This is a genomic window from Ruegeria sp. F5, from assembly GCF_056533845.1.
Genome location: NZ_JBQFOU010000005.1, coordinates 133,828 through 153,550 on the forward strand (window position 1 = coordinate 133,828; position 19,723 = coordinate 153,550).

The 19,723-nt window shown below is 60.8% G+C and carries 16 protein-coding genes; 5 read left to right on the forward strand and 11 right to left on the reverse strand.

The features are described 5' to 3' along the window. Positions 1-10: 10 nt before the first annotated feature. Genes ACR0K1_RS09550 through ACR0K1_RS09565 form a run of 4 tightly spaced genes read right to left on the reverse strand, consistent with a single transcriptional unit; the run spans position 11 to position 5,377 of the window. The gene (locus ACR0K1_RS09550) at positions 11-1,174 is read right to left on the reverse strand and encodes a M20 aminoacylase family protein (RefSeq protein ID WP_480850287.1); all 1,164 of its coding nucleotides are present in this window, start codon (positions 1,172-1,174) and stop codon (positions 11-13) included. A gap of 15 nt (positions 1,175-1,189) precedes the next feature. Then, positions 1,190-2,356: a M20 aminoacylase family protein gene (locus tag ACR0K1_RS09555; RefSeq protein WP_480850289.1), complete on the reverse strand. Its 1,167-nt coding sequence runs from the start codon at positions 2,354-2,356 to the stop codon at positions 1,190-1,192. A gap of 29 nt (positions 2,357-2,385) precedes the next feature. After that, positions 2,386-3,552: an acetylornithine deacetylase gene (argE, locus tag ACR0K1_RS09560; protein ID WP_480850291.1), complete on the reverse strand. Its 1,167-nt coding sequence runs from the start codon at positions 3,550-3,552 to the stop codon at positions 2,386-2,388. A 4-nt stretch (positions 3,553-3,556) separates the two neighbouring features. Further along, the gene (locus ACR0K1_RS09565) at positions 3,557-5,377 is read right to left on the reverse strand and encodes an ABC transporter ATP-binding protein (protein ID WP_480613096.1); all 1,821 of its coding nucleotides are present in this window, start codon (positions 5,375-5,377) and stop codon (positions 3,557-3,559) included. A gap of 285 nt (positions 5,378-5,662) precedes the next feature. On the opposite strand from ACR0K1_RS09565, the gene ACR0K1_RS09570 reads away from it, so the two are divergent. The 3 genes from ACR0K1_RS09570 to ACR0K1_RS09580 all read left to right on the forward strand — a co-directional run bounded on the left by ACR0K1_RS09570 (position 5,663) and on the right by ACR0K1_RS09580 (position 9,449). Further along, entirely contained in the window at positions 5,663-7,372 is a 1,710-nt protein-coding gene (locus ACR0K1_RS09570; RefSeq protein ID WP_480850293.1) for a peptide ABC transporter substrate-binding protein, read from the forward strand. 96 nt (positions 7,373-7,468) lie between these two features. Then, on the forward strand, positions 7,469-8,476 hold the full coding sequence (locus ACR0K1_RS09575; RefSeq protein ID WP_480613092.1) for an ABC transporter permease: 1,008 nt from the start codon (positions 7,469-7,471) through the stop codon (positions 8,474-8,476). Then, positions 8,469-9,449, forward strand: coding sequence for an ABC transporter permease (locus tag ACR0K1_RS09580; RefSeq protein WP_480613090.1), 981 nt, complete (start codon positions 8,469-8,471; stop codon positions 9,447-9,449). Before ACR0K1_RS09575 ends, ACR0K1_RS09580 begins: the two co-directional genes overlap by 8 nt. Before the next feature lie 6 nt (positions 9,450-9,455). On the opposite strand, the gene ACR0K1_RS09585 is transcribed toward ACR0K1_RS09580, so the two are convergent. The 7 genes from ACR0K1_RS09585 to ACR0K1_RS09615 all read right to left on the reverse strand — a co-directional run bounded on the left by ACR0K1_RS09585 (position 9,456) and on the right by ACR0K1_RS09615 (position 16,900). Beyond that, entirely contained in the window at positions 9,456-10,592 is a 1,137-nt protein-coding gene (locus ACR0K1_RS09585; protein WP_480850296.1) for an MFS transporter, read from the reverse strand. A gap of 69 nt (positions 10,593-10,661) precedes the next feature. Further along, positions 10,662-11,939 carry a DUF3422 family protein gene (locus tag ACR0K1_RS09590; RefSeq protein ID WP_480850298.1) on the reverse strand — a complete coding sequence of 426 codons (1,278 nt, stop codon included), beginning with the start codon at positions 11,937-11,939 and terminating at the stop codon, positions 10,662-10,664. 107 nt (positions 11,940-12,046) lie between these two features. Then, positions 12,047-12,403, reverse strand: a complete 357-nt coding sequence (locus ACR0K1_RS09595) for a VOC family protein (RefSeq protein WP_480850300.1) — start codon at positions 12,401-12,403, stop codon at positions 12,047-12,049. A gap of 154 nt (positions 12,404-12,557) precedes the next feature. Then, positions 12,558-14,012 carry an NAD(P)(+) transhydrogenase (Re/Si-specific) subunit beta gene (locus tag ACR0K1_RS09600; RefSeq protein WP_480613083.1) on the reverse strand — a complete coding sequence of 485 codons (1,455 nt, stop codon included), beginning with the start codon at positions 14,010-14,012 and terminating at the stop codon, positions 12,558-12,560. Between the two features lie 13 nt (positions 14,013-14,025). Next, entirely contained in the window at positions 14,026-15,597 is a 1,572-nt protein-coding gene (locus tag ACR0K1_RS09605; protein ID WP_480613081.1) for a Re/Si-specific NAD(P)(+) transhydrogenase subunit alpha, read from the reverse strand. Between the two features lie 128 nt (positions 15,598-15,725). Next, positions 15,726-16,175, reverse strand: coding sequence for a methyltransferase family protein (locus ACR0K1_RS09610; RefSeq protein ID WP_480850302.1), 450 nt, complete (start codon positions 16,173-16,175; stop codon positions 15,726-15,728). 146 nt (positions 16,176-16,321) lie between these two features. Beyond that, complete coding sequence (locus ACR0K1_RS09615; protein WP_480850304.1) at positions 16,322-16,900, reverse strand: TetR/AcrR family transcriptional regulator; 579 nt, start codon at positions 16,898-16,900, stop codon at positions 16,322-16,324. A gap of 99 nt (positions 16,901-16,999) precedes the next feature. Here ACR0K1_RS09615 and ACR0K1_RS09620 point away from each other — a divergent pair, with 99 nt between their 5' ends. Together ACR0K1_RS09620 and ACR0K1_RS09625 are read left to right on the forward strand one after the other, a co-directional pair. Next, positions 17,000-17,464: a (2Fe-2S)-binding protein gene (locus tag ACR0K1_RS09620; protein WP_480850529.1), complete on the forward strand. Its 465-nt coding sequence runs from the start codon at positions 17,000-17,002 to the stop codon at positions 17,462-17,464. 3 nt (positions 17,465-17,467) lie between these two features. After that, positions 17,468-19,708: a xanthine dehydrogenase family protein molybdopterin-binding subunit gene (locus tag ACR0K1_RS09625; RefSeq protein WP_480850306.1), complete on the forward strand. Its 2,241-nt coding sequence runs from the start codon at positions 17,468-17,470 to the stop codon at positions 19,706-19,708. The last annotated feature ends 15 nt before the right edge of the window (positions 19,709-19,723 follow it).

A 19,723-nucleotide genomic window follows, 5' to 3' on the forward strand; every position in this document is an offset into this window, starting at 1 on the left:
CTCTCCTATTTCAAGCCGCCGGCATCCGGCGCTCGACCATTTCGGCAAACCACGAGCATCCGATGGGGATGATCTCGTCGTTGAAATTGTATTCGGGGTGGTGCAAGCCCGCGCCCTCGCCATTGCCCAGCACAATGAACGCACCCGGGCGTTCTTCCAGCATGAAGGAAAAATCCTCACCCCCCATGACCATCGGAGCCTCGGCGCAACTGCCGCCGACCGATCTGGCGACCTCTTCGGCGTAGCCGGTCTGGTCCTTGGCGTTGATCGTCACCGGGACACCCCGGGTGTAGGTCACGGTCGCAGTGCCGCCCATCGCCGCGGCGACGCCCGAGGCGACCTCGGTCAGGCGCTTTTCGATCAGGTCGCGCATCTCATTTGAATGGGTGCGCACGGTGCCCTTCACCTGCGCCGATTGCGGGATCACGTTGAACGCCTTGGACGAGGTTTCGACGGATGTCACCGACAGAACCGCCTGCAAAATCGGGTCCGCATTGCGCGACACAATGGTCTGAAGCGCAACGATCAGCTGAGACAGCATCACGGTCGTATCCACGGTATCCTGCGGTTTGGCCGCATGACCGCCGCGCCCCTCCAGATGAATGTCGAACTCATCCGCAGCGGCCAGCAAGGGACCGGACCGGATGGCGAATTGCCCGGTCGGGACGCCGGGCACGTTGTGCATCGCATAGACTTCCTGAATGCCGAACCGGTCCATCAGACCGTCCTTGCACATGGCTTCGGCCCCGTTGCCGCCCTCTTCCGCCGGTTGGAATATCACCACAGCGGTGCCATCAAAATTCCGCGTCTCGGCCAGGTATTTTGCCGCGCCCAGCACCATCGCCGTGTGGCCGTCATGGCCGCAGGCATGCATCGCATTTGGTGTTTGCGAGGCATAGTCCAGCCCGGTCTGCTCCTGCATCGGCAGCGCATCCATATCCGCCCGCAATCCAATCGCGCGGCCCTGCGTGTCGGTCTTGCCCCGGATCACACCCACGACACCGGTGCGACCGATACCGGTCACGACTTCATCACAGCCGAACTCTTTCAGCTTTTCCGCAACAAGCGCGCTGGTGCGATGGGTTTCATAGAGGATTTCGGGATGTTGATGAATGTCACGCCGCCAGCCGGTGATTTCCTCGTGCATTTCCGCAAGACGGTTTTTGATCGGCATGTCATTCTCCCTGTTTCAGGCAATAGGCAATCGTCGTTCCACAAGCTCGGCAAACCAGCTACAGCCGGCGGGAATGGCGTTGTCGTCAAAATTGTATTCCGGGTGGTGGCACATCGCCGTGTCCCCGTTGCCGATAAAGATGTAGGCTCCGGGCCGTTCTTCAAGCATATAGGCGAAATCTTCGGACGGCATGATCGGATCGGTGCTGTCATTCACCTTGCCTGCGACGGCCTGCGCGGCTTCGGCGGCGTAGCCGGTTTCCGCCTCAGAGTTCACCATCACGGGATAGCCGGGCGTCCAGCTCACCACGGCCCTGGCGTCAAAAGCCGACGCCGTATCTTCCGCGATCCGGCGCACGCGCTGTTCGGCGATGCTGCGATATTCCGGATCGAGCGTGCGAACCGTGCCCTTCAGCCGGACCGTGTGCGCAATCACGTTGGACGCCACACTGTCGGTTTCAAACATCCCGACCGTCAGCACCACCCGCTTGATCGGATCGACGGTGCGCGAGACAACCGATTGCAAAGCCACAACAATATGCGAGGCCACCAGCGTCGTATCGACCGCCTCATGCGGAGCTGCAGCGTGGCCGCCCTTGCCGGTGACGGTGATCTCGAACTCATCCGACGAGGCCAGCAGCGCGCCGGGACGGATGGCAAATTCACCGACCGGAAGACCGGGCATATTGTGCATGCCATAGACTTCCTGAATGCCCCAACGCTCCATCAACCCGTCCTGACACATGGCCAGACCGCCTGCGCCGCCTTCCTCGGCGGGTTGAAAGATCAGGACAACCGTACCGTCGAAATTCCGCGTCTCGGCCAGATATTGCGCTGCGCCCAGCAGCATCGAGGTATGCCCGTCATGCCCGCAGGCGTGCATCTTGCCCGAAATGGTCGAGGCATAGTCCAACCCCGTCGCCTCTTCAATCGGCAGCGCGTCCATATCGGCCCGCAACCCGATCACCCGGCCTTTGGTATCCGTGCGCCCCTTGATCACGGCAACGACGCCGGTTTTTCCGATCCCGGGCGTGATCTCGTCAACCCCGAACTCTTTCAGCCGGTCCACGACAAAACCCGCCGTTTCGTGAACGTCATACATCAATTCGGGATGCGCATGCAGGTGGCGGCGCCATTTGGTGATCTCGTCCTGCATTTCCGCAAGTCTGTTTTTGACCGGCATACGGGGCCTCTCTTCCGGTGTCTGACGGGTCAGTGCGCCAGCTTTTGCACCAGACGTTCCATGAATTTGTGCCCGGCCTCGAATTGCGCAATCGAGATGAATTCGTTGGGCTGATGCGCCTGCGCAATGTCGCCAGGGCCGCAGATCACAGCGGAATAGCCCGCCTCCTGAAATTGTCCTGCTTCGGTGCCGTAGCTGACAACATGGCTGGCATTGTCGCCGGTCAGGGCCCGCACCAGCGCCTCGGCCTCACCATCCGGTTCCGGCACCAGTCCGGGGATCGAAAAGCGCTCGGACAGTTCGATCCGCGCCTCGGGATGCACGGCCTTCATATGGGCTTCGACCCGACGCACTTGCTGGAAATAAGCCTCTTGCCAATCGGCTTTCCGTTCATCCGGGACGGTTCGGAAATCCATCATGAACCGGCAATCCTTGGCGGTGATGTTATGCGCCGTCCCGCCTTCGATCATACCGACATGAAGGGTCGTCCAGGGCGGATCGAACACAGCGGCTGTATCGCTGGGTGTGGCCGCCCTGTTCTTGGCATTCTGCGAGTTTGCCCAGTCGATCAGAGGCGCGGCCTCCATGATCGCGTTGACGCCGGTATGCATGATCGAGCTGTGAACCTCGAACCCCACGATATGGGTATCGAAGCCAAATCCGCCCTTGTGCCCCGTGACAGCCTGCATCATCGACGGTTCGCCCACGATCACGGCCGAGCCTTTCGGCAGAACCCCCTGCATCGCCTCGATCATCGGCGGGGCGCCGGTGCAGCCGACCTCTTCATCGAAGCTGAGCGCCAGTTGCAGGGGACGTTTTATCCCGGCGTATTGTGCCTCGACCAGGGCCCAGATCGCCAGGGCATCAAAGCCTTTCATGTCGCAGGTGCCGCGCCCGAAAAACTTGCCGTCCGCCTCGGTCACCGTGAACGGATCGGTGTCCCACGGCTGACCGTCCACCGGCACGACATCCGTGTGGCCGGACAGAATGACCGCCCCGTCTTCCCATGGGCCGACATGGGCATAAAGCGCCGCCTTATGCGGCTGGTTCGGGTCCGGCCAGCGATGCGGCTTGATCCCGTGACCACCCAGATAGGTCTCGACCCAGTCGATCAACGGCAGATTGGTTTCGCGGCTTACCGTCGGGAAAGAGATCAGCGTGGTCATGATCTCAAGCGGCGTCAGGCGCTGTGCCATCAGGTCAATATCCGCTGTCGGTGGTCAGGACGAAATGCCCCGGCTCAACCTCGTTATATTGCGAGGGCTCTGGCGTGTAGCCGATTGGGTGAATTGGCGACGGAATCGGTTTGAAATTCAAGTCTTTTTCCGATTTGCGCTTGTTCGGATCAGCAATCGGCACCGCCTTCATCAGCGCTTGCGTATAGGCATGCTGCGGATTCTCGAACACCCGCGCGCGGGGGCCGAGTTCAACGATCCTGCCCAGATACATCACGCCCACATGGTGGCTGACCCGTTCCACCACGGCCATGTCGTGGCTGATGAACAGATAGGACAGGCTGAGTTCGGATTGCAGCTCCATCATCAGGTTCAGAACCTGCGCCTGCACCGACACATCCAGCGCCGAGACCGCCTCGTCCGCGATGATCAGCTTGGGGTTCAGGGCCAGGGCGCGGGCGATGGCGATCCGCTGGCGCTGACCGCCCGACATCTCATGCGGGAAGCGGCGCATGAAGCTGCGAGGCAGTTGCACCTTGTCGAACAGTTGCGCCACGCGGTCCTGCAGTTCCGAGCCCGAAGCCACACCATAGTTGCGCATCGGTTCGGCCACCTGATCGACCAGTTGCATCTGTGGATTGAGCGAGGCGAACGGGTCCTGAAAAATCATCTGCATATCCAGCCGCGCCTTGCGCAAGCCGTTCTGATCCAGCTTCATGATATCGACGCCGTCCAGATCGACCTCGCCTGACATCGGCTCGACCAGCCGCAGAATCGAGCGCCCGGCCGAGGATTTTCCGCAGCCGGATTCGCCCACAAGGCTAAGCGTCTGGCCGCGGTTCAGCGTGAACGACACATCTTCGACCGCATGCACATTCGAAATCGTGCGGCGCAGCAGGCCGCCTTTGACCGGGAACCGCGTGGTCAGGTTCTTGACGGTCAGCAGCACCTCTTCGGTGCCGGGGATGGGCGCGATGTTCTGCCCTTCAATGCCCAGCAGCTTCATCGGCTCGGGCGCAGCTTTGCCCTGCATCTCTCCCAGCTTAGGCACCGCCGCCAGCAGCGCCTTAGTGTAGTCATGTTGCGGGTTTTCGAAGATTTCGTTAACCGTACCCTCTTCAACCTTGTTGCCTCGGAACATGACCACAACGCGGTCAGCCATCTGCGCCACAACAGCCATGTCATGCGTGATGAACATCACCGCCGTCCCGGTTTCACGCTTGAGCCGGTCCATCAGTGCCAGAATTTCGGCCTGAATGGTCACGTCCAGCGCAGTTGTTGGCTCATCCGCAATCAGCAGCCGCGGCTCGCAAGCCATGGCCATCGCGATGACCACACGCTGACGCATCCCTCCGGACAGTTCATGGGGGTACTGCTTCAACCGCCGCTCGGGCTCGGGAATACGCACCTGACGCAGCAATTCCAGCGCGCGCTCCTCAGCCTGCGCCTTGGACATATCCTTGTGGATGCGCAGGCCTTCGGTCAGTTGCCGACCAACCGTAAAGACCGGATTCAGAGCCGTCATCGGCTCCTGAAAGATCATCCCGATCTCGTTGCCGCGAATCTGTTTCATCAGATCCTGATCGGCATCGGCCAGATTCATCTCATCGCCATCGCGCCGGTCGAACAGCAATTGCCCGCCCGCAATCTCGCCTCCGCCGAACTCGACCAGCCGCATCAGCGACAGGGATGACACCGACTTGCCGGACCCGGATTCGCCAACGATACATACGGTTTCGCCTGGGTTCACCTCGAACGAGACATCCTCGACGCCCACCACCGGGCCGTCCTTTGTCTGAAACTCGACCCGCAGTTTTTTGATCTGGGCAATAGGCTGATCCAGCACGCGCGCTCTCCCCTTGGCGGCCATTTGGTTTGAGTGCCAAACGCTAAGGCGGCGGGGCGGGAAAAGTCAAATCCATTGCCGGTTTTCCTGAAGGCAAGGCTTGCAATTTTCTAAAACTCTGCTTCGATACGCCGGGTAACCGTTTTGGGGAGAAGACGGAATACACGCTTGTGTGACTGCCGTTATCGTTGTTTTTCAACACCCTAAAACCCAAAGCGGCAACGCCAAATCCGCGGGCATCGCGGAGAATACAGAGACACGTATGTGTCCAACATGGAGTGTATGATGAAAATCAAAACCCTTTTGCTTGGCGCGATCGCAAGCACGGCGATGGCGCCTGTGGCCTTTGCCGAGCGCGGATCGGACGGCAACGTCAGCATTATCTATTGGCAAGCCCCCTCGATCATGAACCCCTATCTGTCGAGCGGCACCAAGGACATTGACGCCTCTGCATTGGTGATCGAACCGCTGGCGCGGTACAATGAAAAGGGCGAGATTGTAGCCTGGCTGGTTGACGAAGTTCCGACCGTCGAGAACGGCGGCGTGTCCGAAGACCTGACCTCGATTACATGGAAGATTTCGTCTGGCCTCGTGTGGTCGGATGGCAGCCCCTTCACCAGCGCTGATGTCAAATTCACGCATGAATACTGCACGCACCCCGAGGGCGGTTGCGCACAGCTTGTGAAGTTCGAGGGTGTTACCAGTGTGGAAACACCGGATGATCTGACGGTTGTTGTAAATTTCGAAAGCCCGACACCAAACCCCTATGGTCCGTTTGTCGGCGGCGAAAGCCCGATTATTCAAGCGGCGCAATTCGCAGATTGTCTGGGAACCAAGGCTCCGGAATGCACCGACGCCAACTTCAATCCAATCGGCACCGGCCCATTCACGGTGACGGAATTCCGTCCGAATGACGTGATTACCCTGGCCGCCAACGAGCAATACCGCGATCCTGCCAAGCCGGCCTTTGCCAGCGTGACCTTCAAAGGCGGCGGCGACGCAACTGCGGCCGGCCGCGCCGTCATGGAAACGGGTGAGTTCGACTATGCCTGGAACCTGCAACTGGCGCCTGAAGTAATCGCGCAGATGCAGGAAGGCGGCAAAGGTACTCCGGTCGCTGGATTTGGCCCGCTGGTCGAACGCATCATGTTGAACCAGACCAACCCGTCGCCCGAATTGCCGGAAGGTGAGCGCTCGACAGCCCAGCATCCGCATCCCTTCCTGACCGATCCGGCGGTTTACAACGCAATGTCGCTGGCCATCGACCGCCCGCTGCTGGTCGAGATCGGCTATGGCACGGCTGGTAAGGTGACCTGTAACTGGATTCCTGCGCCGGACGCGTTCAACTCGACCAAACTCACCTGTGACAAACAGGACATCGAAGGCGCGAAAGCCATGCTTGAAGAGGCTGGCTACAAGGACACCAATGGCGACGGCGTGCGCGAAACGCCGGACGGCGTGCCGATGAAGATTCTCTACCAAACCTCGACCAACGCCGTGCGCCAGGATTTCCAGGCCCTGATCAAGCAGTGGTGGAGCGAGATCGGCATCGAATCCGAACTGCGCAACATCAACGCATCCGTGTTCTTTGGCGGTGACCCGGGCAGCCCGGACACGTTCCAGAAGTTCTACGCGGACGTAGAAATGTACGCCAACACCTACTCTGGAACCGACCCGCAGGTGTATCTGGCCAACTTGCTGTGTTCCGACGCGCCCCGCCCGGATACGCAGTGGCAAGGACAGAACATCTCGCGTTGGTGCCGTGAGGAATATGACACATTGCATGCCGAACTGGCGGTCACCGCAAATTTCGAGCAACGTGCTGAAATCGGGAAGAAACTGAACGACATGGCGGTTGAAGGCGGGGCGATGATTCCGCTGGTTCATCGCGGCCGGATTTCCGCCCACTCGAACACCTTGGGTGGCGTGGTCCTGAATGTTTGGGACAGCGAAATGTGGAACGTCGCAGACTGGTATCGCAAGACCGGTTCCTAAACGTCAACAGTGCAAAGCCGCGCCCCGATCATCATCGGGGCGCGGCCATTTGCAGTCCGCTCCAATAATAAGACGCATATACAAAGGCGCCTTTGAATGCTCAACTTCACAATAAGACGGCTGGTGCTGGCGGTTCCGACGCTCATATTCATCAGCCTCGTCATTTTCCTGCTTTTGGAACTCGCCCCCGGCGATCCAATGGCAAGTCAACCCCTGACCGTTCCTGCAGAGGTCCGCGAACAAATGCGCGAGGCGCTTGGCCTCGGCCAGCCGATGCATATCCGGTTCTGGAAATGGATCGTGCAGTTCTTCTGGATCGAACCGCAGGTTCTGATCGACCACATGTTCGGCACCACCTTTTCCGAAGGCGACCTGCGCGTGATTTCGTGGCAGACCCGCTCGCCCGTCATGGACATCGTGGTTCAGCGTATCCCGCAGACCCTGTGGGTTGTCGGCACCGCCTATGTGGTCGCCATCCTGATCGCGCTGCCCATCGGCATCTATTCCGCGTACCGCCAGTATTCCTGGTTCGACCAGATGGGCACCTTCGTGTCGATGGTCGGCTTTTCGGTCCCGCCCTTCTTCTCGGGCGTGCTGGTGATCGTGATCTTCTCGGTCCAGCTGGGCTGGTTCCCGTCGATCTATGACACCACCCATGTGGTCAACAGTTGGGACAGCTTCGTAGTGCAGTTGAAGCAGATGATCATGCCCGTCATGGTTCTGGCGCTGCAGATCACCGCGCAGCTTTCACGCTTCATGCGCGCCTCGATGCTCGACAACCTCAATCAGGACTATGTCCGCACCGCCCGTGCCAAGGGCCTCAGCGAATACACGGTCGTCATGGTCCACGTCCTGCGCAACTCGATGATCCCCGTGGTCACGGTGATTGCGCTGGGGATCCCGGCCATCTTCGGCGGTGCCATCATCACCGAGCAGGTCTTCAAGGTGAACGGCATCGGCCAGTTGCTGATCGGCGCCATTCAGGCCAACGACCTGCCGATGGTGCAAACCCTGACCTTCATCTTTGCCGTGCTGATCGTGCTGTTCAACCTGGTGGCCGATGTACTCTACGGCATTCTGGACCCGAGGATTCGCTATGACTGATCACGACAAATCAGACACGCTGATCCCCGACGAAGGTCTGGCCCCGGCCTCGACCGCCCTTCCGACGGCGGACGTGATGGAGGAACTGGCCACCCCGCCCCGCAGCCAGTGGCGCGATGTGTGGGATCAGTTCAAGACCCACAAAGGCGCGATGATTGGGGCGGTCATGTTCATCTTCATCGTCGCCGCCGTCTATCTGGGCCCATTCCTTTGGACCATCGACCCGACGCAGATCGATGTCCGGTCGCGAAATCAGGGGCCATCTCTGGCGCACCCGTTCGGCACCGACCAGTTGGGCCGCGATATCATGGCGCGGATGATGTCCGGCGGGCAGACCTCGGTCTCGGTCGGCATCACGGCGATGCTGCTGGCGCTGTTTCTGGGCTCGTTCATCGGCGTTCTGGCCGGGTTCTTCAAACGGCTCGACGGCCCGCTGATGCGCCTGACGGACCTGTTCCTGGCCCTGCCGCTGCTGCCGCTGCTGCTGGTCATGATGCTGCTGTTCCGCGAGCCCTTGTCCGCCGCCTTCGGGCTTGAGCGAGGGATTTTCATCCTGATTGTCTGCGCAATCGGCATCACATCGTGGATGCCAACCGCGCGGATCGTGCGCGGCGACGTACTGGCTATCAAAGAGCGTGAGTTCGTTCTGGCCGCGCGATCGATCGGCACCAGCAACAGCCAGATCATCACGCGGCATATCCTGCCGAACGTACTGTCGCCGATCATGGTGTCGGCCACGCTGGGCATCGCGACGGCGATCATCACCGAAAGCGCGCTGTCCTTCCTCGGGCTGGGCTTCCCGCCCGACTTCCCGACATGGGGCCGGTTGCTGTTCGATGGTGTCGACTATCTGCAGCAATACCCCGAGCGCGTGTTCTGGCCCGGTCTGGCGATCTCACTGACCGTTCTCAGCGTCAACTATCTGGGCGATGGCCTGCGCGACGCGCTGGACCCGCGTATTCGCGGGCGCTAAGCAAACTCAGTCGGCGCGCTTTAGCGCGCCGGCGCACACCACGATCAGAACGGCCAGCGGCAGTAGCACCGCGAAAGCCATCCGCAGGGTCAGAAGCTCGGCCAGAAACCCGATCAGCGGCGGACCGATCAGCAACCCTCCGTATCCAAGCGTGGCGACACTGGCGATGGCCTGCCCCGGCGGCACGTTGGGGTCATTCGCCGCCCGGCTAAAGGCCAGCGGCATGATCACCGCATAGCCGATACCCATCATCCCAAACCCGACCAAAGCCAGCGGCACAGCCCCTGAGGACACAACGCAGAACACCCCCAACGCCGCACAGAGCCCCCCGAACCGGGCCGAGGCGACAGGGCCGAACCGGGCGATCACCACGCCACCCGCAAGCCTGCAAACCACCATCGCCACGGAAAACACCGCATAGCCAAGCGCGGCCACGCTTTCGGCCGCATCGACGGCGTCGCGCAGGAATATCGCGCTCCAATCCGCAACGGCCCCTTCGCCCAACGCGCCGCACAGCGCGGTGACGCCGACAAGGATCAGCGCCCCCGAGGGCAAGGCGAATATCGACCCCGGTTTTGACTCGGACCGCCGCGATGTCCATTGGACCCAAGACAAAGCCAAGGCAAACAGAACCACAAAACCGCCTGCCACCAGAAAATGCTGCAGCACGGTGAACTGGACCTGCACAGCCACAAAGCCGCTGACCGCGCCCAACCCTGCCCCAAGGCTCCACATGGCGTGGAACGAGGACATCAGCGGCCTGTCAAAACGCTGCTCAACCTCGGCAGCCCAGGCGTTCATCGCCACATCCATCGAGCCGTGAAAGGCCCCGAAGATGAACAGAAACAGCGCCAAGGACACAAAGCTGTCCGCCAGCGCCAGCAGGACCAGCGACAGAGTGTACAGAACCGCGATCACCCGCGTCACTGCCACCGCGCCAAACCGGTCCGTCAGCCGCCCCGTGATGGGAAACGAAATGACCGCCCCTGCCGCCATGAACAGCAGACCGTACCCCAAATCTTCGTGGCTGAGGTTCAGATGGTCACGCACCGCCGGAATGCGAGAGGCCCAGATGCCGAACAGGGCACCGTTCAGAATGAACATGGCGGCCACGGCTCGCCACGCAGCAACAACTCCGATCACTGGAAACTCCCGGTTCGACAATCCTTGATCGCGATCCGTTCTACACCGCTTTGCGAGGCTGGCAAGCCGCTACTCCAACCGGCGGCGAATGCGGCGAATGGCATACCAGACGGCCAGCACGACCGGAATCGTGACCACAGCCGTCAGCATGCCCTTGCTGATCCCCGCCTGCGTCAGCGGATAAAGCAGGTAACCGGCCAGCGACACGGCATAATAGCTGATCGCCACCACCGACAGCCCTTCGACCGTATGCTGCAGCCGCAGCGCCAGATCGGCGCGGCGATCCATGCTTTCCAGCAGCGCCTGGTTCTGCGCGCTGCGTTCTACATCCACCCGTGTCCGTAGCAACTCACCCGCGCGGATGGCGCGGTCCGACAAGGTCTGCAGGCGCTTTTCCGTCGATTTCACCGTGCGGATGGCCGGGTCGTACCGGCGCATCATGAAGTCGGCAAAGGTCTGCCCGCCCTGAAACCGTTCCTCGCGCAGCACTTCGATTCGCTGGTTCACGATGGCCTCATAAGCCCCAGTGGCCCCAAACCGAAAGGCACAGCGCGCCGACAAAGTTTCCAGCTCGGTCGAGGTTGTCAGCAGCTGCGGCAGCAGATCATCGGGAAGATTGCCACCATCCGTCATCTCGACCATCAGGTCTGACAGCCGCTTGTCCAACTCGCCTATGCGCGGCATCAGGCTTTTGACCCGCGCAAAGCCAAGCATCGACATGGCCTTGTAGGTCTCGATTTCGCACAGTCGCTGGATCACCCGCCCCGTCCGCCTGTTGCCCGTCCCGTCCGAGACGAACAGGGCAAACCGCATATGCCCCGCCGGATCGATCCTGAAATCGCTGGCGCAAATGGCCGCGCCATCCAGCACACCGGCCACGGCCAGGCTTTCGGGTTCAAACCAGTCGAACAGGCAGGCTCTGACCTGTTCGTCATCCGGGCGCTGAACCACCCGCATCAGAACGGATGTCACCCGTTGCCCGGGGCTGGACATCAGCCAATCGGGCGGAAACACCTCGAAATCAGCCGGGTTGAAAGCCCTTTCGCTGACATTCTGCGTAATCGCGGTATAGGTGACAAACTCGGTATGTTGCTCCCATTTCAGCCAGTGACGTCCGATCTGGCCTGCGTAATGCGTGGCGGCGGGTTGCGGATGCGGTGCGCCGTGGCGGTCCAGAAGATCGGTCAGATGCGCGATATCGTCATTTTTATCCCGACCAGCGGCGTTGTCCGGCTTCTTGATTGCCAGAAAGGCAACGGTACAGGGCACATTGGCAACCGGAAACGGCCGCGCATGCAGCTCGTTGGCCAGCGCATAGCGCAGGGGATGGTCGTCTATGGGGGTCATAAATGGCTCCGTTTCCTGCTGCGCACTATACGACACATCAGAAATACATCAATTCTCTTTTTATTTCATATACTTACACGAATGCAACGGTATACAAAGCCGCTATCTCATTGATTTGGCTGCCACAGCTCGATCGGATTGCCCTCGGGATCGTGAATGCGGGCGAATTTTCCGACCTCGCTGTCCCATTCCGGATTGGTCTCAACAGTGATCCCGGCAGCCTCAAGCTGCGCAGTCAGGGCAGCCAGATCATCGACACGGAAATTGATCATCCACTGCCGTTCAGCGCGTCCGAAATACCCGGTGTCTTCCGCAAATGGGGCAAACACTGTGTAGCCCTCACGCTGCTTCCACGGCACCGGATCATAGTGTTGGACGCCCAGATGTTTCTCATACCAAGCGCCCAACGCCGCAGGATCTTTGGCACGAAAGAACACACCGCCTATGCCGTTCACCTTCTGCATCACAGACCTCCAACCTGATCCCAATGTACCACACCCCGCCTGCTTCATCTGGCCAAAAATATCCTGGGGGGCCGGTGGGGGGCAAAGCCCCCCAACAACAAAAAAAGAAAAGGGCGCCCGCAGGCGCCCTTTGCAATTTAACACTTCCGGTCGATCAGTCGATCATCGGCAGCAGCTTGTCCAGCGAGGCTTTGGCATCGCCATAGAACATCCGCGTGTTCTCTTTGAAGAACAGTGGGTTCTCGATGCCCGAATAACCAGTGCCCTGGCCGCGTTTCGAGACAAACACCTGCTTGGCCTTCCAGCATTCCAGCACCGGCATGCCGGCGATGGGGCTGTTGGGGTCTTCCTGCGCCGCAGGATTCACGATGTCGTTCGAGCCGATGACGATGGCGACATCCGTATCCGGGAAGTCGTCGTTGATTTCATCCATTTCCAGCACGATATCGTAAGGCACCTTGGCCTCGGCCAGCAGCACGTTCATGTGCCCGGGCAGACGACCCGCAACGGGGTGGATCGCAAAGCGCACATTCTTGCCCTTGGCCCGCAGCTTGCGAACCAATTCGCTGACCGACTGCTGCGCCTGCGCCACCGCCATGCCATAGCCCGGGATGATAACGATGCTGTCCGCGTCGTTCAGGGCCGCAGCGACACCGTCCGCTTCAATCGCGATCTGTTCGCCTTCAACAGCCATCTGCTCACCCTGCGGGCCGCCAAAGCCGCCCAGGATCACGCTGACAAAATGCCGGTTCATCGCCTTACACATGATGTAGGACAGGATCGCACCGGACGAGCCCACCAGCGCACCCACCACGATCAGCAGGTCGTTGCCCAGCGAGAAACCGATCGCCGCAGCCGCCCAGCCCGAATAGCTGTTCAGCATCGACACAACCACCGGCATGTCGGCACCGCCGATACCCATGATCAGGTGGTAGCCGATGAACAATGCGGCCAGAGTCATCAGGATCAGCGGGAACAGACCCCCGGTCGAGGTGTACCAAATCAGGCAGATCAGCGAGAGACCCGCCGCCGCCGCGTTCAGCGCGTGACCGCCGGGCAGCTTGGTCGCCGCCGAGGTCACTTTGCCCGCCAGCTTGCCATAGGCCACGACCGACCCGGTAAAGGTGATCGCGCCGATGAAGATGCCCAGGAACAGCTCGACATGCAGGATCGCCAGTTCGGCCGCCGTTTTCTTGGCGATCAGCTTGGCGAAGGCGCCCAGATCGGACAGATCCGCTTCTTTGGCGCTGTCGGCAATTGCCATGACCTGCGCCACGTTGCCGATCTCGAAATGCGCGTTGAAGCCCACGAACACAGCCGCCAGACCGACCAGCGAGTGCATCGCGGCCACCAGTTGCGGCATCTCGGTCATCTGGACGCGCTGCGCCACGTACTGACCGATCAGACCGCCGCCGATGATTAGCAGGATCGACAGCAACCACAGGCCGGAACCGGGGCCAACCAGCGTGGCAAAGACCGCCAGCGCCATACCGACGATGCCATACCAGACCGCGCGCTTGGCGCTTTCCTGGTTCGACAGACCGCCGAGCGAAAGGATGAAAAGAACAGCCGCAACGACATAGGCGGCAGTGGTGAAGCCAAATTCCATGTGCCCGGCCTCCTTAAGATTTCTGGAACATGGCGAGCATGCGCCGGGTTACGAGGAAACCGCCGAAGATGTTGATCCCGGCCATGAAGACGCTGAGCGCCGCCAGCAGAATGACAAGGAACGATCCCGATCCGATCTGCATCAAGGCCCCGACGATGATGATCGACGAGATCGCGTTGGTAATCGCCATCAGCGGCGTGTGCAGCGAATGCGAGACGTTCCAGATCACCTGGAAGCCCACAAAGATCGCCAGCACAAAGACGATGAAATGCTGCATGAAACTGGCCGGGGCAACCAGCCCCACCAGCAACATCAACGCACCGCCGACCCCCAGCAGGGTGAACTGCTGTTTGGTCTGCGCCTTGAAGGCCGCGATCTCCTGTGCCTTTTTCTCTTCCGGGGTCAGTTCCTTGACCTCGGGCTTTTTCTGCGCCGCAATCGCCTGCACTTTGGGTGGCGGCGGCGGGAAGGTGATCTCACCCTCATGGGTCACGGTCGAGCCGCGGATCACGTCATCTTCCATGTCATGGTTGATCTGACCGTCCTTTTCGGGCGTCAGGTCAGTCATCATGTGGCGGATATTGGTCGCGTAAAGCGACGAGGACTGCGCCGCCATCCGGCTGGGGAAGTCGGTATAGCCGATGATGGTCACGCCATTGTCGGTCACAACCTTCTCATCCGGCACGGTGCCTTCCACATTGCCGCCACGCTCCGCTGCAAGGTCGACGATGACCGAGCCCGGCTTCATCGCCTTGACCATATCCTCCAGCCACAGCTTGGGTGCCGGGCGGTTGGGGATCAGGGCGGTGGTGATGACGATGTCCATCTCAGGCGCCAGCTCGCGGAACTTGGCCAGCTGCGCGTTGCGGAATTCCTCGGACTGGACCGAGGCATAGCCGCCGGTGGCCGCGCCGTCCTGCTGTTCTTCTTCGAAATCCAGATAGACGAACTCGGCGCCCATGGATTCGACCTGTTCAGCGACTTCCGGGCGTACGTCGAACGCATAGGTGATGGCCCCCAGCGAGGTCGAAGTCCCGATGGCGGCCAGACCCGCCACGCCCGCACCCACAATCAGCACCTTGGCAGGCGGCACTTTACCCGCCGCCGTCACCTGACCGGTGAAGAAGCGGCCGAAGTTGTTGCCCGCCTCGATCACCGCGCGGTAGCCCGCGATATTGGCCATGGACGACAGCGCGTCCATCTTCTGAGCGCGGGAAATACGTGGCACCATCTCCATGGCGATCACGTTGGCGCCCTTGGATTTGGCCAGTTCCATCCCCTCTTCATTGCCCGCAGGATTGAAGAAGGAAATCAACGTCTTGCCCTTGGTCAGCCGCTTCAGCTCGGTCTCGGTCGGGATACGGACCTTGGCGACAATGTCCGAGGTCTTCCACAACGAGGCCGCGGTCTTGACGATCTCAACGCCGACGGCCTCATAGGCCGCATCCGAAAACCCGGCAGCGGCCCCTGCTCCTTTTTCAATGGCGCAGTCATAACCCAGTTTCTGTAGCTGAACTGCCGAGTCCGGCGTCATCGCAACCCGGTTCTCTCCATCCAGTATTTCCTTCGGTGTGCCTATCTTCACTGGCAGTCCCCCTAATGTTCATTCAGGCTGAGCGGGTGTTCAGCATCGTTTGTTAAGCAATCATGTATCTCGCGCAAGATTATTTCGCAAGCGCAGCATTCCCGACGTGATGTTATCGGTTGGTCGTCTCATATCCATCGCCGGGTTTGTCGTTCATATCTGGCGAAATCCATTCGGAAGGTCCGCCGCAGGCGATCTTCTTCGGGCAGGATGAACCGCCGTTCGAGCACCCAGGCAAATATCGGAACCAATACCAGCGACAGAACAGCGTCAAACCGCAAAATCAGGCCTGCAAGGATAAGCACATCGCCCACGTAAATCGGGTTCCGGCTGCGCTTGTAGATACCGGTCTGCACAATGGCCGAGGGCGTTTCATGCGGGATAACGGTGGTTTTGTGACGGCGGAACTCAAGAACGGCGAGCAGGGCAAGCACTATGCCGCCGCCGATCAGAATACCGCTCAGCAATTGCGTGACGCCGCCCGACAGGGATAGCCCGAAGCCAAGGTAATTCGCCTGCAGCCAGGCCAGCAAGGCAAATCCCAAAAGCCAGACAGGCGGTATGTCGATCCGGCGCATGCGCGATCCTTCTGGGTGACGACACGCATGGCACATGTCGCTTCTGCACCACGTCCTACCGGTTTCAGGCCACAATGGCAAAAAACAGGATGTCGCATCGATAGAACCGCAATTTATGTCAGCCCTGAATCGAACCCGTCAGCGGTTTATCCAACCTCGAGCCCGGCCCCGAGCAACGCGGCCAACTGCGCCGTTCGCGTCTCGAACTCCTCGGCGCCCGAGGCCGTCATCTTGATCCCTTTGAGCGAGGCGGTGATGGTTTGCGCCGTCTCATCCGGGCCCGCCATCAGCTTGACCCGGCCAGCCGCCGCTTCGCGCGCCAGCCAGGCGGAATAGAGCGCGGTCAGCTGCGCTTCACCTTTCTCGACAATATCCGTCGACATGGATTTGGTGGTGTCCAGCATCTCGAGCCCATGCGGCGAGGCCAGAATGGCGGCCATGCCTTCGCTTTGGGCACCGACCGCGTCTTTCAGTATCCCGGACACAGGCCCGTCGCCGTCCAGCGCCTGACCGACAGCGGCGATCTTTTCCTCATAGTGCAGCTCTGTGAGCCTGCGGACAATCGCCTCTTTGTTCTTGTAGTGCAAATAGACGGCGGGACGGGACATGCCCGCACCGCGTGCGATGTCGTCCATCGAGGTTTTGCGAAACCCATAGCTCGCAAAAGCCTGAAAGGCCGAGTTCAGGATCGCTGTTTGCCGTGAATCATCAGAGGTTTCCGTCATAAACGAACCTCTGACATTTTTTGTCCATTTTGTCAATTGACACACTGACACTTTGCGCTAAATATGTCAGAAACCAGCCACAGCTACGAGAGGTGCGCCATGGCGACGGGTCTGAAAATCAACGGCAAGCAACATCAGGTGGACCTGCCTGACGATGTTCCCCTGCTCTGGGTGCTGCGGGACGAGATCGGTCTGACCGGCACCAAATTCGGCTGCGGCGTTGCCGCCTGCGGGGCCTGCACGGTCCACATTGATGGTGAGGCGGTGCGCTCGTGCCAGGTCGCCCTGTCGGATGTCTGGGGCGATGTGACCACGATCGAAGGCGTCGGCACTCCGGACGCGATGGCGGCCATCCAACAGGCCTGGGTCGACCATCAGGTCGCCCAATGCGGCTATTGCCAGTCGGGTCAGATCATGCAGGCCGCAGCGCTGCTGGCAGAAAACCCCACCCCCACGGATGCGGAGATCGACGACGCCATGCAGGGCAACCTGTGCCGCTGCGGCACCTACCCCCGTATCCGCGCCGCAATCCACGACGCCGCGTCCAAGCTGAAGGAGGTGTAAGCGATGGCCCGAATCGGTAAAATCCTCCGCCGCACCTTCCTGATCGGTTCTGCCGCGATTGCGGGTGGGGTGGCCTTTGGTGTGTATTACGTGGACCGACCGGCCCCGAACCCGCTGAAACCGGCCGAGGGCGAGGCGGCGCTGAACCCGTTTGTCCTGATTGATCAGAACGGCATCACCCTCTTTGCGCCGCGCGCCGAGATGGGTCAGGGCGTCAAAACCACATGGGCCGCCCTGATTGCCGAGGAACTGGACGTGGATCTGGATCAGATCACGGTCCTGCACGGCCCTGCGGCTGCCGCCTATTACAACTCGGCCCTGATCGGGGAAAGCCTGCCCAACAAGGGCTATGACGTTTCCGATTTCCAACACAATCTGGGGGAGGCTCTCGGCGGGATCGGCAAGGTGCTGAGCCTGCAGGTTACCGGCGGCTCGACCTCGATGAAGGACGGGTTTGAGCGGATGCGCGAGGCCGGAGCCTCGGCCCGTGAGACGTTGAAACAGGCGGCGGCGAACCGGTTGGGGGTTGACCGGGATCAGCTCAAAACATCCTCGGGGCATGTGATCGCGCCCGGTGGAACCCGGATCGCCTATACCGACCTCGCCGCTGAAGTCGCGCTGATCGAGCCCGTCGAGGCACCTCTGCGCGATCCGTCGGAATGGCGCTATCTTGGTCAGACTCAGCCCCGGCTGGACATGGTTGAAAAGGCGACCGGCACCGCCGAGTTCGGCGTGGATGTCCGCCTGCCGGGCATGAAATTCGCCAGCGTGCGCATGAACCCGAAACTGGGTGGCGCGATGAACGGCTTTGACGACAGCGCCGCCAAATCCATGCCGGGGGTCGAGAAAATCGTCGATCTTGGCACCGGCGTTGCGGTTATCGCCAGCAACACATGGTTGGCCAATCAGGCGGTCGAGGCCATCGAGGTTGACTGGGGCGATGCCCCCTACCCGCCCGAAACCGACGCGATTTTCGAAAAGATCGCCGAGGCGTTTGACGACGCGCCCAATTCGACCATGCGCGATGATGGTGACGTCAGCGTCACGCCCGGCGGCGCAACCGAGATCACCGCCGAATACCAGGTGCCCTATCTGGCGCACGCCACGATGGAGCCGATGAACGCAACTGCGCTTTATACTGGCGACGCGCTGGAATTGTGGTGCGGCAATCAGGCCCCGACCCTGATCCAGTTCCGGGTCGCCAACACGGCCGGTTTGGACACCGACGCGGTTCAGATCCACACCACCTATCTGGGTGGCGGCTTTGGCCGTCGTGGTGAGTTGGACTTTGGCGAGATTGCCACCAAGGTCGCAATGGCCGTCCCCGGCACCCCGGTTCAGACAACCTGGAGCCGCGAGGAAGACATGCGCCACGACTTTTACCGCCCCGGCGCGCTGGCGCGGATGCGCGGCGCGATCAAGGACGGTCAGGCGGTTCTGATCGACGGCAAGGTCGCCTCGCAATCCTGCACCCATCAGGCGGTTGAACGCGTGACAGGTTTCCCGGGCGGCGGTCCTGACAAGGTTCTGGTCGAAGGTATGTTCAACCAGCCCTATGCCGTTCCCAACTACCGCATCAGTGGGCATATCGTTGATCTCGACGTTCCGGCAGGCTTCTGGCGCTCGGTCGGAAACAGCCATAACGGGTTCTTCCACGAGACGTTCATGGACGAGATGGCCCATGCCGCAGGCCGCGACCCGCTGGAGTTCCGGCTGGAGTTGATGAAAAACGAACACGCGCCCTCTGCCGCCTGTCTGGAGGCCGTGCGCGAGATGTCCGGCTGGACGGGCCAGACCCCGGAGGGCGTCGGGCGCGGCGTGGCATTCACCTACAGCTTTGGCACGCCGGTCGCTCAGGTGATCGAGGTGGTGGACGAAGACGGCACCATCCGCATCAGCAAAGCGTGGATCGCCTGTGACATGGGCATCGCTCTGGACCCCGAAAACGTCAAGGCCCAGATGTTCGGCGGCATGATGTATGGCCTGTCAGCGGCCTGCTACGGCGAAATCACCTTTGCCGAGGGCGAGGTCGAGCAGTTCAACTTCCCTGACTATGACGCGCTGCGCATGCACACGGCCCCGCAGGTCGAGGTGCGCGTTCTCGAGACCAACCGCCATATGGGCGGCGCAGGTGAGCCGGGCACACCCCCCTCGATGCCCGCGCTCGGCAATGCGCTGTTTGACCTGACCGGAGACCGCGCCCGCACCCTGCCGCTGATCAACCAGTTCAACCTGCTGGTCTGATCGCAATGCACCGGG